The sequence below is a fragment of the Clostridium ganghwense genome (assembly GCF_026735165.1).
In the GTDB taxonomy this organism is placed as follows: Bacteria; Bacillota; Clostridia; order Clostridiales; family Clostridiaceae; genus Clostridium_H; species Clostridium_H ganghwense.
The window spans coordinates 408,539-425,523 of the sequence record NZ_JAPQES010000001.1 but is presented as its reverse complement, the minus strand read 5'-3'; the positions used below and the strand labels follow the sequence as shown (position 1 = coordinate 425,523).

Genomic DNA, 16,985 nt, shown 5'->3' with positions numbered 1-16,985 from the left:
GATAGATGATATTACGATAAATAAGAGAGATATGAAATTTAGTGAATTTATTCCACTGGGGGTTCCTAGTGAAGTCATACTGTTAATAAAGTACAACAATAGGAGGAAAAAAGATGCAGCCATTAATTAAAAAGAAATTTTTGAAAATAGGTAATTATAAAAGCATTAAAACAGTAATATTTTTCTCTATATTACCTATAGTTTTGCTTGCTTTAATATTCATGGGGATTTTTGCACAATTTACGGCAAGAAAGATTATTAATGTAGAAATAGAAAATAGAATGAAACATCAGTTAAAGGAAACTATAAATTTAATTGATAGAGATATGCAAAAACATTCTCAGACAGCCGTTACAGTAGGAAGAACTATAGGAGGATTTAAAGAAGTCCTTACTAAAGAAACTGTTGTAGATGCACAGAAAAGAATACTTCCTACTAATGAGGATACTTTGGGAGTGGGGGTTTGGTTTGAACCTAACAAATATAGATCTGACATAAAGTTCTTTGGTCCTTATGTATATAAAGATGGAGATAAGTTAGTTTTTACAGAAGAGTATGCTACAGAAGAATACAATTACCCTGTACAGGAGTGGTATACAATAGGTAAAAATACTGATAAAAATGTAGTTTGGCAGAATCCTTATTATGATGAAACTACAGGAATTACAATGCTTACAGCTACTACACCATTTTATGATAAAAATAAGAACTTTTTAGGTGTAGTTACTGCAGATATGAATTTAAAAACAATACAAAAAAATATTGCAGATATTAAAGTTGGTGAAACAGGCTCAGCAATATTGATAGGTAAAGATGGAACTTATTTAGCTGGGGTACCAGAAGAAGAAGTAATGAAAGTAAAAATAACAGAAGATAAAAATGAGAGTATGGCAAAATTAGGACAAGAAATCATGCAGAATGAAAGTGGAATATCATCTTTCGAAGAAGATGGCAAAAATTTTGTGTATTATAATAGAATACCAGAGTTAGGATGGACAATAGTATTATCTATACCTGAAAAAGAACTGTTTGCTCCTATAAATAAACTATTAATTACTATTGCTATTGTTATTGCAATTACATGTTTATTGGTAATAGCAGCTGTTAATTTCTTTGGAGTATATATTGCTAGAAATATTAGAAAAGTAAATGACCTTTCCTTTGCAATAGCAGAGGGAGATTTAACTCAAAAAATAAATATAGATAATAACAATGAGTTAGGTAAAATGTCTAATAATTTAAATAAAATGTCTAATAATTTAAGAAATTTAATTATTACTATAAGTGAAAGTTTAGAGCAAGTTGTAGCAACATCTGAAGAACTTACTGCAAACTCGGAACAAACACAGCAATCAGCATATCAAGTTGCAGAGTCTACTCAAGAAATAGCAGAAGGTAGTGAAAAGCAGGTTCTTATAGCAGTGGATACAACAAAAACTGCAGAAGAAATATTTACTGGTATGGAACAGATTTCTGAGAATGTACAGAACATTACTAATATATCCTTAAAAACCTTTGACAAAGCGGAAAAAGGAAATAAAGTTGTTAGTTCTGCAGTTGAGCAGATGAATAACATTAGCGAAAAGGTATCTGATTCATCAAAAGTGGTTTCATTACTTGGAGATAAGTCAAGTGAAATAGGTAATATAGTTTCTTTAATTACAACAATATCAGAGCAAACTAATTTATTAGCCCTTAATGCAGCTATTGAAGCAGCTAGAGCAGGAGAGCAGGGAAAAGGTTTTGCTGTGGTAGCCGATGAAGTTAGAAAACTTGCAGAACAATCAGCCGTAGCGGCAGGAAATATTACTGCATTGGTTAGTGAAATTCAAAATGAGATAGTTAACGCAGTAAAAGCTATGGATAATGGTACTGTGGCTGTAAGAAAAGGTATAAATATGGTTAATGAGACAGGGGAATCCTTTGGAGAAATTCTTCAGGATATAGATTATATGGCTTCAAGAATGCAAGATATATCAGCAGTTACGGAAGAAATAAGCGCTGGAACACATACAATGCTGGAAGCTGTACAGAATATATCAACAATTTCTACCCAAGCATCAAACAATACTCAAAGTGTAGCAGCAATTTCACAAGAACAAACTGCCTTAATGAAGGAAGTTGCTAATGCATCTGAAAATTTATCTCAAATGGCAGTAGAATTACAAAAACAAGTAGGGGTATTTAAAGTTTAAAATTAACAGCAAAATTTTGTATTGGAGCATTAATTAGAAAAAAGAAAACACTAAGAAAATTAATAAACCTTCTTAAGAATTTTAGATTTAAAGTTCTTAAGAAGGTTTTTAATTTCTAAGAGGGCATTGTACATCTTTAATTCAGCTGGAGTTTTTACTCCAGCTGAATTTGCATGTTGTAAGAGAGTCACACCAAATCTATGATTTTGATATGCTACTTACTCTATGAGTACTCAGCTGAAAGATGAAGCTGAGTTTCAGTTTAAAAAAATATTAGAATTGTTAGTCATGGGATAAACATATTAACAAGAAAGTTACATATAATGTAACGTTGAATATTATGTAAAATTAGTAAAAAAACACTTCGTTAAATTGTATTTTGGTATTCTTAATGAAAACAGAGGAGTTTCAAAGAAAAGGGATGACTAAGAAAAAAAGTGGATTGAACAACCTTTGTCTTATCAAAAGACTTTAAAAATATAAGGAGTGATAGTGTGAGTTATAAAAAAATTCTTTGTAGTTATAATGATGGTATTGCAAGGATTACACTTAATAGCCCGAAGAACTTAAATGCAATGGATTATTCTTTGTTATCAGAATTAAGCAAAGAATTAGATGAATGTAAAAAAAATGCAAATGTGAGGGTAGTAGTGTTAAATGGAGCAGGAAAAGGATTTAGCGGTGGTGGTGATATTGCAGCAATGTATAAAGCTATAGAGGAAGGACAAGGCTTTGGTGAATTGATTGAAAAGGCTGCAGAAGTAGCATTGAAGATTAAAAAACTCCCTAAGCCTGTTATTGCAGCTGTACATGGTCCAGTGGCAGGAGCTGGATTTAATGTTGCCATAGCATGTGACTTTTGTATTGCAGCAGAAAATGCTTTGTTTTTACAAGCATTTGTAAAGATTGGGCTTATCCCTGACTGTGGAGGTGTTTATCTATTAACAAGAGCTGTAGGAGCAGCAAAAGCTAGTGAATTGGCTTTAACAGGAAAAAAAATATCTGCAAAAAAAGCATTAGAGCTGGGGATAGTTTCAGAGATGTACAATAATGAAGAATTCGAGGAGAAAACAAATAAATTTGCATTAAAAATTGCAAAAGGTCCTGCTGTTTCTTATAAAAACATGAAACAATTAATTTATAAAAGTCAATTTTCAGATTTTGAAGATTATTTAAAAGAAGAAGTGAGAGCTCAGGTAGAGTGTAGTAAGACTGAGGATTTTAAAGAAGGGTTGAAAGCTTTCTTGGAAAAAAGACAACCTAATTATATTGGTAGATAACTAAATAAAATTTAATGAAAGTTAATTAAAAAGAGGAGTATGATGGGAATATGAATGAAAGATTTAAAGATGAATATAAAAGTAAACTTGTTACAGTGGAGGAAGCTGCTAAATTGGTTAAATCTGGTGATTGGGTAGAATATGCTGCTACAATAAATAGTTCTCATGATTTTGATGAAGCATTGTCTAAACGAAAAGACGAACTATGGGATGTTAAGATACGATGTGATATAGGTGCTTATTACCACTATACTGCTGAAGCTGACCCAAGCGGAGAACATTTTGCATGGAGTGCATGGCACACTGCTGGTTACGATAGAAAATATATTGGTAAAAATCTTTATCATTGTCCACAGAAGCTTCATGAAAATCCTATGATGACCCGTAAGGACTGTATTCCTACTAATATAGCTGTAATAATGGTTACCCCTATGGATAAATATGGTTATTTTAATTTTGGAGCTAGTGCTGTAAGCTGTTGTGCAATGATTGAAACAGCTCAGACTGTTATTTTAGAAGTTAATGAAAACTTGCCTCGTTGTCTAGGCGGATTTCAGGAAAATGTCCATATTTCACAGGTAGATTATATAATAGAAGGTAAAAATGTTCCATTGTGTACTTTACCTGCAGTTGAGCCTAGTGAAATTGATAAAAAGATTGCTTCGTATATTTTAGGTCGTATGTATGATGGAAACTGTATTCAACTAGGTATAGGAGGAGTTCCTAATGCTGTTGGTAAGATGGTGGCACAATCTGATTTGAAAGATTTAGGTGTTCATACCGAAATGTATGCTGATGCTTATGTAGACATGAGTAAAGCTGGTAAAATAAACGGATCACGTAAAACAATTGACAGATACAAACAAGTTTATTCTTTTGCTATGGGAACAGCAGAAATGTATGAATTTATAGATGATAATCCTGGACTTGCATCTTGTCCTATAGATTATACAAATGATCCAAAAGTAATAGCGCAGATAGATGATATGATATCTATAAATGCTGCTGTGGAAATGGATTTATTTGGGCAAGTTTGCGCTGAGAGCATTGGTACTAAACATTTAAGTGGTACCGGTGGACAGTTGGATTTTGTAGAAGGGGCATATAAATCAAAGGGTGGACAGAGCTTTATTTGCTTGCCTTCAACTATTAACATTAAAGGTAAGACATATTCAAGGATTAAGCCTATACTTACTCCAGGTGCAATAGTTACTGATCCAAGATCAGCTACTGATATGATAGTAACAGAATATGGTATAGCAAAGATGAAAGGTCAAAATACTTGGCAGCGTGCTGAAAACCTCATAAATATTGCCCATCCTGATTTCCGTGATGAATTAATTAAAGAGGCTGAGAATATGAAAATTTGGAGAAAAAGCAACAGAATATAAGAATAATTAAGTTGAAAAACTAAAGTCATTCATCCGAATGGCTTTAGTTTTATTTTGGGAATTACATTGGGATCAGGTTATAGATGTAAAAGAATTTAAAGCTAGATAAATTTATAGATAAAGAATACACTAAGAAAAGAGTAAGCTGCTTAATTAAAAACTTCTTAAGAACTTTGGAATTAAAAAATAAAGACAGAATTTAATTCTAAACATTTAAATATATTTTTATAGATATATATTATAAGGGGGAATAGTCATATGTATGATAATTTGAAATTATATGAAGCTATATTTAAGAGAAAATCAGTAAGAAAATATAAAGATGATAAAATTTCAAAAGATATAATAGAAAAAGTTCAATTTATATGTGATAACATTAAGGGTATTTATGATAACATAGAATTCAAAACTTATATTGTTGATGATACAGATATGGTTGAAAAGATGTATGGGGGGATAATAGGCAAATATGGTAAGATTAAAGCTCCTCAGTATATAGTTGTAACTTCTGAAGAAAAAGAAGGATATTTAGAAAATCTGGGATATATCTTTGAAAAAGTAATATTAAATCTTACAGAAATGGGTTTAGGAACTTGCTGGATAGGAACACCCTTTAAGAAAAAAGTTCTAAATGAAATTATTAAAATTCAAGAAAATCATAAACCAGTTTTTTTAATAGCATTCGGTTATTGTGAGGATTCTGATAAGTTGTATAGAAAAAACATAAGTGAGTTTAAAAGAAAAGATATGAATGAATTAGTAGAAGGAAAAATACAAAGAGGATGGAAAGCAATATTTGAAGCAGCTAGGATAGCACCATCAGCAACTAATAGTCAGCCATGGAGGTTTGTAGTTGACAATAATTATGTGCATATATACTGTATCAAAAGGACTAATATTATAAGTAAAAAAATATATGATAATTTAAATAGAATTGATATGGGAATAGTATTAAGTCATTTAGATATTGCTATGCAAAATTTTCAGTGTAAAAAAGAATTTAAGCAGCTGCAAGGTTATGATAAAAGAGGATGTAGGTATTTAGCTAGTATAGAGAAATAGATTGAAATACCCTCAAATGAATAATTAAAGAATTTATATATTGATGGCGGAAATATTAATTCATTACACAAAAATCTTTCGTGGCGGTTACCTGTAATTTTATATTTTTTTATATTAATATTCGTAAAAATATTGACTTAAAAGGTTAATTTTGATAATATCAGATTACAAATTCTTTTAAATAGTTTATTATTTTACTTAATTTGATTTTATTTAAAGAGTTTGAAGACTTGTTTATATATTCATAATTTAATAATTTGCTCATATAATTCCCTAATATGGAGGGAAGTTTCTACCAGACAACCTTAAATAGTCTGACTATGAGTGGAATCCTACTTAGGGTTATTTTAAATATTTATTTTTATTATCTAAAATAATGGACGATAAGGTTTTCATTTATAGTATGAATACCTTATCGTCTTTTTTTATATTATGAGCATGAAATTTACTAGGAGGATTTTTATAATGAAAAAAACTAAAGATACTAATTTAATTGTTGGAATTGATGAAAAAATCAGTGTAAGATATGCCTTTTTTCTAGGCTTACAACACGTTTTTGCTATGGATTTGTACATAGTCCCTATAATTTTGGCAGGTATTTTATCTCTCGATGCCCAAAATACAGCTTATTTTATCCAAATGAGTTTTATTGCCGCTGGAGTTGCAACACTAATACAAACAGGATTATGTATGCGCTTACCTATTATGCAGGGACCATCTTATATTCCTATAGGTGCCTTAGCTGCTATCGGAAGCAAGTTAGGGCTGCAAGCCATGATTGGTAGTTTAATCCCAGGTTCCCTATTTTTAATAATACTTGGTTATCCATTACGTTTTCTTTCAAAAATAATTTCTAAATTTATTCCACATATTGTTGGAGGCACTGTTATTGTCATAGTAGGTATATCTTTAATGCCAGTTGCTATGACTAACATTTTTACTGCACCTGGTAATTTTAAAATAAATTGCATACTTGCTCTTATTTCATCATCCTTATTAGTTATTTGTATGATGATTGGACGTAAAGCAAATAAGTTTGGTAAATTTGTTAAACTTACATCTGTAATGATTGCATTAATTGGTGGTACTATAGCAGCTTCATTATTAGGTGTAGTAGATTTCACACCTGTTGCAAAAGCAGATTGGTTTTCACTTCCTAAATTATTACCTTTTGGAAAACCAGTATTTGATTTAAAAGCAATTTTAACTATGTTATTTATTTATGCAGTTATTTTAGTTGAAACTTCAGGAACTTGGTTTGCAGTTTCTGCTGTTACTGGAAGTGAATTAACTGATAAAGGTTTAAATAGAGGTGCTGTCGGTGAGGGGATTGGTTGTTTTGTAGGTGCATTGTTTGGTGGTACTCCAATGACTGGTTACTCCACAAATGCAGGTATTATTGCAGTAACAGGTGTTGGTAGTAGAATGGCTATTATGGCTGGAGGAATTATATTAGTTGCACTTGGTATGGTACCTAAATTAATGAATGTAATTGCTTGTATACCTAGTGCAGTTGTTAGTGGAGTTTTTGCAGTAGTTTGTGTAATTATTGCTATGAATGGTTTTAAATCAATTCAGCATGAAACTTTTGATGAAAGAAATATGCTGTTAATCGGAATACCTATACTTTTAGCTCTTGGAACTACTGTTTTACCTAAAGATATCTTATATAGTTTGCCAAGCCTTGCAAATTACATTTTTTCTTCTGGAATTACAGTTGGGGCTCTAGCTGCAGTAATATTAAATATACTTTTACCTAAAACAGCTGCCAAAGTACCTAAACCACAAGAATACAAAGAGGCGGCGTAGGATTTACATATGGAAAAAAATAGATAGATATACAAAGGAGATCATATTATGAGCCAAATTTTAATAAGAAATGGTTATATTATTACAATGGATTGTTCAAAAAAAACATTTCAGCAGGGGGATATTTTAATTGAGAATTCTAAAATCATTGCTTTAGGTAATGTAAACTCTGAATTAATTAAACCTAATGCTGAAATTATAGATGCCAATGGAAAAATTATAATGCCTGGTTTGGTAAATACCCATGTGCATTTGTCTCAACAATTAGCTAGGGGACTAGCTGATGATGTGGATCTTTTAACTTGGCTTCGAAAACGTATATGGCCTTATGAAAGTAATATGGATTTAGAGGATTCTTATATTTCTTCACTAGCTTGTTGTGCGGAACTAATACGTTCAGGTGTTACTACCTTTTGTGAAGCTGGAGGACAAGAAGTAGATGGTATGGGAAAAGCAGTAACAGAAGCAGGACTTAGAGGTGTTCTTTGTCGTTCTACCATGGATTGCGGTGATGGTTTACCATTAAAATGGCAAGAAACTACAGAGGAAGCTTTAGAGAAACAAGTAGAGTTAGTTGAAAAATGGAATGGTAAAGCAGATGGACGTATTAAGTATTGGTTTGGCTTAAGAACTATCTTTAACACTACTGATAAGTTGATAACTAAAACTAAAGAGCTAGCTGATAAATATGAAGTAGGTATTCATATGCATGTTGCTGAAATAGAAGAGGAAGTTAGATATGCAGAAGCAACTCGTGGTTATACTACTGTTGAGCATTTAGCTAAATTAGGGGTATTAGATAAAAACTTTTTAGCTGTGCACACTGTGTGGCTTACAGAACAAGAAATTGATTTGTTTAAGCTTCATAATGTAAAAGTATCCCATAATCCTGGTGCTGCAATGAAAGTTGTTTTAGGCTTTGCACGTATTCCAGAAATGCTTGAAAAAGGAATCAATGTTTCAATTGGAACTGACGGTGCTCCTTCTAATAATAGAATGGATATGTTTGATGAAATGCATTTAACTTCATTAATACATAAAGGTAGAAGATTGAATCCAACGGTTGTTCCTGCTGATCAGGTGTTAGAAATGGCTACAATAAATGGTGCAGGTTGTGCCCTTTGGGAAGATGAAATAGGTTCTTTGGAGGTAGGAAAAAAAGCAGATTTAATAATTATTAATCCTAAATCTATTGGCAGCTTTCCTATGCATGACCCAATTGGAAATATAGTATATTCAATGCACTCTAGTGATGTAGAATCTTCTATGTGTAATGGTAAGTGGTTAATGAAGAATAAAGTATTATTAACCATAAATGAGGAAGATATTATTAGAGAAGCACAAGAAAAAGCAACAGCATTAGTTAAAAAAGCAGGTATTGTTTTACCTAAACGTTTTTAGCTTTTATTTACTGTGGATTTTATGAAGACCATTAGAATAAATTAGCAATTAATAAAATAAAAATAAATATAAAAATAAAAGGGGATAGAAATATGTTTAATAAATTTAATACAAAGCCTCTTTGGGCGGTAAGTAAAACTTTATCAAGTGTAGCACAGGGATTTGAACCAGCTGATATGGTAATTACAAATTCAAAGCTTATAAATGTTTGTACAAGAGAAGTTATTGAAAATATAGATGTAGCAATTAGTTGTGGGAGAATTGCATTAGTAGGTGATGCAAAACATTGTATAGGAGAAAATACAGAAGTAATTGATGCAAAAGGTCAATATATTGCACCAGGTTTTTTAGATGGTCATATTCATGTTGAATCATCAATGTTAAGTGTAAGTGAATATGCTCGTTCAGTAGTTCCGCATGGTACTGTTGGAATATATATGGATCCACATGAAATTTGTAATGTACTTGGATTGAATGGTGTACGCTATATGATTGAAGATGGCAAGGGTACTCCACTTAAAAATATGGTAACCACACCATCCTGTGTACCAGCAGTTCCAGGTTTTGAAGATACAGGAGCAGCTGTAGGACCAGAAGATGTTGCAGAAACAATGAAGTGGGATGAAGTAGTTGGTCTAGGAGAAATGATGAATTTTCCAGGTATACTTTATTCTACAGATCATGCTCATGGAGTGGTAGGAGAAACTTTAAAAGCTAATAAGACAGTAACGGGACATTATTCTTTACCTGAAACGGGAAAAGGGTTAAATGGATATATTGCATCAGGTGTAAGATGTTGTCACGAATCTACAAGAGCTGAAGACGCCCTTGCTAAAATGCGTCTTGGAATGTATGCAATGTTTAGAGAGGGTTCTGCATGGCATGATTTAAAGGAAGTAAGTAAGTCAATTACAGAAAATAAAGTAGATAGTAGATTTGCTGTTTTAATATCTGATGATACTCATCCACATACATTGCTTAAAGATGGACATTTAGATCATATTGTAAAACGTGCTATAGAAGAAGGGATAGAACCATTAACTGCAATCCAAATGGTAACAATAAACTGTGCACAATGTTTCCAAATGGATCATGAATTAGGTTCTATAACTCCAGGAAAATGTGCAGATATTGTATTTATAGAAGATTTAAAAAATATAAAAATAACAAAAGTTATTATAGATGGAAATTTAGTTGCAAAGGATGGAGTGTTAACTACAACAATAGCTAAATATGATTATCCTGAAGATGCTATGCATTCCATGCATATTAAAGATAAAATAACACCAGCTTCCTTTAATATTATGGCTGAGAATAAAGAAGAGGTAACTGCAAGGGTTATTGAAATCATACCTGAAAGAGTTGGTACATATGAGAGACATATTCAGCTTAAGGTTAAAGATGATAAAGTTCAATGTGATCCAAGTAAAGATGTTTTAAAAGCAGTTGTTTTTGAAAGACACCATGAAACGGGAACAGCAGGATATGGATTTGTTAAAGGATTTGGCATTAAAAGAGGGGCTATGGCCGCAACAGTTGCTCATGATGCTCACAACTTACTAGTTATAGGAACAAATGATGAGGATATGTCATTAGCTGCTAATACATTAATAGAATGTGGTGGAGGAATGGTAGCGGTACAAGATGGCAAAGTATTAGGTTTAGTTCCATTGCCAATAGCAGGTCTTATGAGTAATAAGCCTTTAGAAGAAATGGCTGAAATGGTAGAAAATTTAGATAGTGCATGGAAACAAATCGGATGTGATATAGTTTCACCATTTATGACAATGGCACTTATTCCACTTGCTTGCTTACCAGAGCTAAGATTAACCAATAGGGGATTAGTGGATTGTAATAAGTTTGAATTTGTATCATTGTTTGTGGAAGAATAATTATAGAAATTAATAAAGATTCTTATAATTTACAAAGCTAAGCTCTCACATTGTGAGGGCTTTAAGTCTTTTGGGTAAAATTCAGATGGAGTAAAAATTCCATCTGAATTAAGTTTCACTTTGCATTATTAAAAAATATTTATCCAATAAAGTTCATGAGCTCCTTATTAAACTTTTCTGGATCTTCAAGTTGAAGTCCATGTCCGCAACCGTCGAAAGTAACAAGTTTGCTGTTAGGGATATTTTTATTTAAATATTCACTGTTTTCTTTTAAGTAAAGAGCACTTTCCCCTCCATGTGTAATGAGTGTTGGAACTGTAATTGAGCTAAGCATATTCCTATGGTCTTGAGCAGACATATCTATCCACATACGAGACATAACATGAGGAGAATTTTTGAAGGCTTCATTGAATGCCCAGTCTTGCAACTCTTTGTCTTTGCAGCCTGTTTTAGCAAAGATAGCAGGGATGAATACTTTTGAAAATTCATTCCAATCAGCATTTATACCAACCATTGTGTCCAGATTGTCTTTGTGAGAGAATTTACCGTAAAGACCTAAGTTCCATTCACCATCAGTTATGATTTTAGGTGTCATATCAATAAGACATAGTTTATTAATATTATGGCATCCAAACTGTCTTACAAAATCAAAAATTATTGTAGTTCCCATAGACCAACCTACCAAACTAGGTTTATCTAATTTCAAATATTCAATAAATTCTTTTACATCTTTAGCAAAACGTGAAATAGTAAGTCCATAATTAGGTATTTCAGAAAGACCGTGTCCTCTTAAATCTATTGCTGCAACTTGGTATTTCTTTGAAAGTTCTTTAATTTGATCTCTAAAGTGTAGATGACTGCATGACCAACCGTGAATGAGTACTATAGGTTTTCCTTCACCACATGTTTCATAATAGAGCTTGACATTATCACTAGTTAAAAAATATGACATAAAAAATACCCCCTGTTAATTTTAATAAATATCATTAAACGCTATATATTTCTACTATTTCTACATTGAATTTTAAAATCCTTTTTATGTATATATTTACAAAATATTTAAGGGTTCAGGGGTAGTTCTATAGTTAAAGAATGTAGGAGAATATGAATTAAAGAAAGAGCCTTGGAAAGCTTTGAAAAAGATAACTTCATTAAATGAAATATTGATGTTATACTAGTTAGAGTATTTTGTACTGCTAGATTGATGGTATAGATATGAATTTTTTTATCTTTAAAAGGAATAGAGTTTAATCATTTGGAAAAAACTTAAGATAAAAATGGTTACTCCGATATAGCTTAAAGAAGTAAGTACAAGGAGAGGGATAAAATGCCAAAAATATTTATTATAGAAGATGATGTTACACTAAGAGGAGAAATATCAAAGCTTCTAAATAATTACGGCTATAAGTGCAGTTATAGCGATGATTTTGAAAATATTGTTGAGGAAACACTAAAAACAAATCCAAACTTAATTCTTTTGGATATAAATCTGCCATATTATGATGGTTACCATGTATGCAGAGAAATTAGAAAACGATCAGCTGTTCCTATTATTGTTGTAACAAGCAGAAATAGCGATATGGATGAGTTGATGAGTATGAATTTAGGGGCAGATGATTTTATCACAAAGCCTTACAATACACAGATATTACTTGCACATATTAGTGCTGTATTAAAGCGAGCAGAACCCAATATAGATAATCAAATAATTGAGTGTAATAATGTTGTGCTAAATATCTCAAAAAGCCTTGTCAGCTTTGAAGAAAAAGAAACGGAGCTTACAAAAAACGAACTGGGGATTTTAACTATTTTAATGAAAAATAAAGGCTGTATCGTGCATCGTAATGATATTATGAATGAGCTTTGGCAATCAGATGAGTTTATAGATGACAATACTTTAACAGTAAATGTAAACAGGCTTCGTAAAAAACTTGAAAATATTGGGGCTAAGGGGTTCATTGAAACCAAACGAGGACAAGGGTATATGATATGAAACTAAGCAGTTTTTTGAAGGGAAAAATACCATTTATATTTTCACAGGGAATTATTATTATATTTTTGACTAATTTGTTGTCTATAATGAAGATAGGGCGTTTTGCAGTATTACTTATGGCTATTTCGATAGTTTTAATAACTTTGTTTACATTAACAATAGAATTTTTGCAGAAGCGAAGTTTTTATAATAATCTGTATCTCACATTAAATGCAATGGAGCAAAAGCAGTTTATTAGCCAGATGATCCAATCACCAGATTTCATAGAGGGTAAAATTTTAACAGATATTTTGCAGCAAACAACAAAATCAATGAATGATGAAATTGCGGGTTATAAAATATTACAGGAAGAATATAGAGAATATATAGAAACTTGGATTCATGAGGTAAAAATACCTATTGCCTGCATAAACCTTATTTGTGAGAACAATAAAAGTGAAGTAACGAGGAGTATAATAGATGAAACACAAAGGATAGATTCTTTTGTGGAACAGGCACTTTATTATGCAAGAAGTACTAATGTTGAAAAGGATTATTCTATTAGAGAGATTAATCTTGAAAGCTTTGTGAAGTCCGTTATCAAAAAACATTCTAAACAGCTTATTGAAAATAAAATAGAGATAAAGCTTAACAATCTATGTTATACAGTGTTTTCAGACCCCAAATGGCTTGATTTTATTATCGGTCAGATAGTTTCAAATAGTATCAAATATAAAAAAGATCCTTTATGTCTTTCTTTTTCAGCACAAGAAAAGGAAAATAAAATTACTCTTGCTATTTCCGATAATGGAATTGGTATTTCTGAAAAGGATATATCAAAAATATTTGACAAAGGCTTTACAGGAGAAAATGGACGTAAATTTGCGAAATCAACAGGAATAGGTCTATATCTTTGCAAAAAGCTGTGCGAAAAAATGCACTTAGGCATTGAAATTCAGTCTGAAAAAGAAATAGGTACAACAGTGAATATTATTTTCCCAAAGGATAAAACTATATTTTTTGAGTCGTAGAAATACGGCTCATTTTGTTTTCTTACAAAGATGTAAGTTAAATGTAAGATAAAAGCTATGTTTATATAAGCTTTTGACTGATAGAATGTTTGTATAATAAAATTTTGAAGGATTTATAATGAAAAAAATTATGGATTTTAACACAAGATAATATAGAAAGGTGAGGACTAATAATGGAAACAATTTTAAGAGTACAAAACATTCAAAAATACTATGGTGGAAAAGGGAACCTTACAAAAGCTGTAGATAACATAAGCTTTGATGTAAGCAAAGGTGAATATATTGGAATAATGGGTGCATCAGGCAGCGGCAAAACAACATTACTTAACTGCATATCTACCATCGACACAGTAACATCAGGACATATTTATATTGATAATAAAGATATTACCGAAATTAAATCAAAAGCATTATCTAAATTTAGACGTAAAAAACTTGGATTTATCTTTCAGGATTTTAACTTGCTGGACACACTTACTGCCTATGAGAATATTGCACTTGCTCTTACAATATTGAAGGCTCCAGCAAATCAGATTAATAAGAGAGTACAGGCAGTTGCAGAGAAACTGAACATAAAAGATGTTTTAAATAAATATCCATATCAAATGTCAGGAGGACAAAAACAGCGTGTTGCCAGTGCAAGAGCAATTATTACTAATCCATCTCTTATTTTAGCAGATGAACCTACAGGTGCACTGGATTCAAAATCAGCAAGAATGCTGCTTGAAAGCTTTGAGAAACTAAATGATGAAATGAAAGCTACTATTTTAATGGTAACTCATGACGCCTTTACTGCAAGCTACTGTAGAAGAATTCTTTTTATTAAGGATGGAAAGATTTTTAACGAACTTATTAGGGGAAATGATACAAGAAAAGAATTTTTCGATAAAATTATGGAAGTGATTTCTCTGCTTGGGGGTGACCTAAACAATGTTAACTAAACTTGCCTTCAAAAATGTTGGAAAAAGCTTTAAAGAATATGCCATTTACTTTTTTACATTGGCCTTTGGAGTATGCGTTTTTTACATGTTTAACTCCATTGAAGCCCAACAGGGGATTATGGAAGTTACTAAAACACAACATGCTGCCATGAAGACTCTGACACAAGTACTGAAATATATTTCAATATTTGTTGCAGTTGTTTTGGGTTTTCTAATTGTATATGCCAATAACTTTTTTATTAAACGGCGAAAAAAAGAGCTAGGTGTTTATCTTGCACTTGGTATGGAAAAGAGTAAAATTTCAGCTATTCTTGTTTTGGAAACCTCATTGATTGCAATTTTCGCTTTGATAATAGGGATTATTTCAGGTGTGTTTTTATCACAGTTTATGTCAGTATTCACAGCAAAAATATTTGAGGCTGATTTAACTGCATACGAGTTTGTTTTTTCTATGGATGCAGTAGTAAAGAGCATTTTATATTTTGGGATTATATTCATAACAGTTATAGTATTTAATACTGCCGCTATTTCAAAATATAAACTTATTGATTTGATTTATGGTGATAGAAAAAACGAAACTTTAAAAATTAAAAATATAATGGTTTCATTTGTACTGTTTATTATTTCTGTTATGTGCTTAGGCTGTGCGTATTATCTTATTATAAAAAATGGAATGAAGGATTTAAACTGGATGTTTACAGGTTCAATCATATTTGGAACAATGGGAACGATTTTATTTTTCTTTTCTCTTACAGGATTTTCAATAAAGCTGATACAGAAAAATGAGAATCTTTATTTTAAGAATTTGAATATGTTTGTTTTAAGACAGCTTAACAGCAAAATTAACACAAACTTTGTATCTATGTCTGTGGTTTGTATTCTTCTGCTATTAACTATAGGAATTCTTTCTACTGGTATTAGTATGGAAAATGTGCTTTCTACGGATTTGAGAAAAACTGTTCCATTTGATTTCACATTTCATATAAAGTGTGACGAAACACCAAAATCCATTATTGATAATCTTCCCCAAAATATAAACGCAATGGATTACATTAAGAAATATGATGAATATACCGAATATAACGCAGTGGGTATAAATTACGATGATATCTTTAAACATACCCCAGACGGAGGGGAGAATAAGTTTAAATTTCCTCTAAGCTTTATTAGCTTAACAGACTATAATGAGATTTTAGCAATGATGGATAAGGAGCCTTTAACATTAAAGGATAACTCATATATTATTGTGTCAAAGAATGAAATGCTACTGCCGCATCTTGAAGAAGCAGTAGAAAATAATACTGCTATTGAGATTGATGGTAAAAAAGTATATCCACAAGGTGAAGTTCAAAAACTATCTACTAATAACTTTTCATCCACATATTTTGTTGTTAATGATGGTATGATTTCTAACATGAATCCGAGTATGGTATTAGCGAATATAGATTGTTTTACTTCAGAAGGTGCAGATGAGTTAGATGATAAACTTTCTCAATATGTTAAAGCTGAAGATCATAAAAAATGGAGTTTTAGCTACTATATTTCTAAAACACAAATATATCAGCAATCTATTTCAACAAAAGCTTTAGTTTCTTTTCTTGCAATTTATCTTGGATTTGTATTTTTAATTACAAGTACAGCAATATTGGCACTTCAACAGCTTTCAGAAGCTGCGGATAATAAGAAAAGATACGACCTGCTATTAAAGCTTGGAGTAGATAAAGGTATGATTAACAAGGCACTTTTCATGCAAATAGCTTGTTATTTTGTACTTCCACTGTGCTTAGCGGTTGTTCATTCAATTGTAGGACTTACAGTTGTTCATGATTTAATTGAATATTCTGCTAAAGTAAATATTTTGGGAAGTATATTCCTTACAGCAGGGTTTATCGTTTCAATTTATGGTGCATATTTTATTGCCACTTTCATGGGTAGTAAAAGTATTATTAATAAGTAATTGAGCAGTCTGATTAACATTGGTTTTGATGTTAGTCAGGCTGTTTTTTATGGT

Annotated in this window: 12 protein-coding genes and 1 riboswitch; of the genes, 11 read left to right on the top strand and 1 reads right to left on the bottom strand. The window is 31.4% G+C overall.

Annotated elements, in window-relative coordinates; all coding sequences use genetic code 11:
• Nucleotides 1–113 precede the first annotated feature (113 nt).
• From OXH55_RS01900 to ade, 7 genes are all read left to right on the top strand, one after another.
• Nucleotides 114–2,195 (top strand): methyl-accepting chemotaxis protein, encoded by a 2,082-nt coding sequence (locus OXH55_RS01900; protein ID WP_268047740.1) that lies wholly within the window; start codon nt 114–116, stop codon nt 2,193–2,195.
• 494 nt (nt 2,196–2,689) lie between these two features.
• Nucleotides 2,690–3,475, top strand: a complete 786-nt coding sequence (locus tag OXH55_RS01895; protein ID WP_268047739.1) for an enoyl-CoA hydratase/isomerase family protein — start codon at nt 2,690–2,692, stop codon at nt 3,473–3,475.
• A gap of 50 nt (nt 3,476–3,525) precedes the next feature.
• A complete protein-coding gene (locus OXH55_RS01890) occupies nt 3,526–4,866 on the top strand; it encodes an acetyl-CoA hydrolase/transferase C-terminal domain-containing protein (protein ID WP_268047738.1) in 1,341 nt (446 codons plus the stop codon).
• Between the two features lie 258 nt (nt 4,867–5,124).
• Nucleotides 5,125–5,928: a nitroreductase family protein gene (locus tag OXH55_RS01885; RefSeq protein WP_268047736.1), complete on the top strand. Its 804-nt coding sequence runs from the start codon at nt 5,125–5,127 to the stop codon at nt 5,926–5,928.
• Nucleotides 5,929–6,169: 241 nt separating this feature from the next.
• A riboswitch (purine riboswitch) is annotated at nt 6,170–6,269 on the top strand.
• Between the two features lie 124 nt (nt 6,270–6,393).
• Nucleotides 6,394–7,737 carry a nucleobase:cation symporter-2 family protein gene (locus OXH55_RS01880; protein WP_268047734.1) on the top strand — a complete coding sequence of 448 codons (1,344 nt, stop codon included), beginning with the start codon at nt 6,394–6,396 and terminating at the stop codon, nt 7,735–7,737.
• Between the two features lie 48 nt (nt 7,738–7,785).
• Entirely contained in the window at nt 7,786–9,138 is a 1,353-nt protein-coding gene (locus tag OXH55_RS01875; protein WP_268047732.1) for an amidohydrolase, read from the top strand.
• Nucleotides 9,139–9,230: 92 nt separating this feature from the next.
• The gene (gene ade / locus OXH55_RS01870) at nt 9,231–11,030 is read left to right on the top strand and encodes an adenine deaminase (protein ID WP_268047730.1); all 1,800 of its coding nucleotides are present in this window, start codon (nt 9,231–9,233) and stop codon (nt 11,028–11,030) included.
• Between the two features lie 139 nt (nt 11,031–11,169).
• Here ade and OXH55_RS01865 read toward each other — a convergent pair whose 3' ends face one another.
• Nucleotides 11,170–11,982 (bottom strand): alpha/beta fold hydrolase, encoded by an 813-nt coding sequence (locus OXH55_RS01865; RefSeq protein ID WP_268047729.1) that lies wholly within the window; start codon nt 11,980–11,982, stop codon nt 11,170–11,172.
• A 375-nt stretch (nt 11,983–12,357) separates the two neighbouring features.
• On the opposite strand from OXH55_RS01865, the gene OXH55_RS01860 reads away from it, so the two are divergent.
• From OXH55_RS01860 to OXH55_RS01845, 4 genes are all read left to right on the top strand, one after another.
• Nucleotides 12,358–13,023, top strand: a complete 666-nt coding sequence (locus tag OXH55_RS01860) for a response regulator transcription factor (protein WP_268047727.1) — start codon at nt 12,358–12,360, stop codon at nt 13,021–13,023.
• Nucleotides 13,020–14,033, top strand: coding sequence for a sensor histidine kinase (locus tag OXH55_RS01855; protein WP_268047725.1), 1,014 nt, complete (start codon nt 13,020–13,022; stop codon nt 14,031–14,033). The genes OXH55_RS01860 and OXH55_RS01855 overlap by 4 nt, the downstream gene beginning before the upstream one ends.
• Nucleotides 14,034–14,206: 173 nt before the next feature.
• A complete protein-coding gene (locus tag OXH55_RS01850) occupies nt 14,207–14,974 on the top strand; it encodes an ABC transporter ATP-binding protein (protein WP_268047724.1) in 768 nt (255 codons plus the stop codon).
• Nucleotides 14,964–16,931 carry an FtsX-like permease family protein gene (locus OXH55_RS01845; RefSeq protein ID WP_268047723.1) on the top strand — a complete coding sequence of 656 codons (1,968 nt, stop codon included), beginning with the start codon at nt 14,964–14,966 and terminating at the stop codon, nt 16,929–16,931. Before OXH55_RS01850 ends, OXH55_RS01845 begins: the two co-directional genes overlap by 11 nt.
• Nucleotides 16,932–16,985 lie beyond the last annotated feature (54 nt).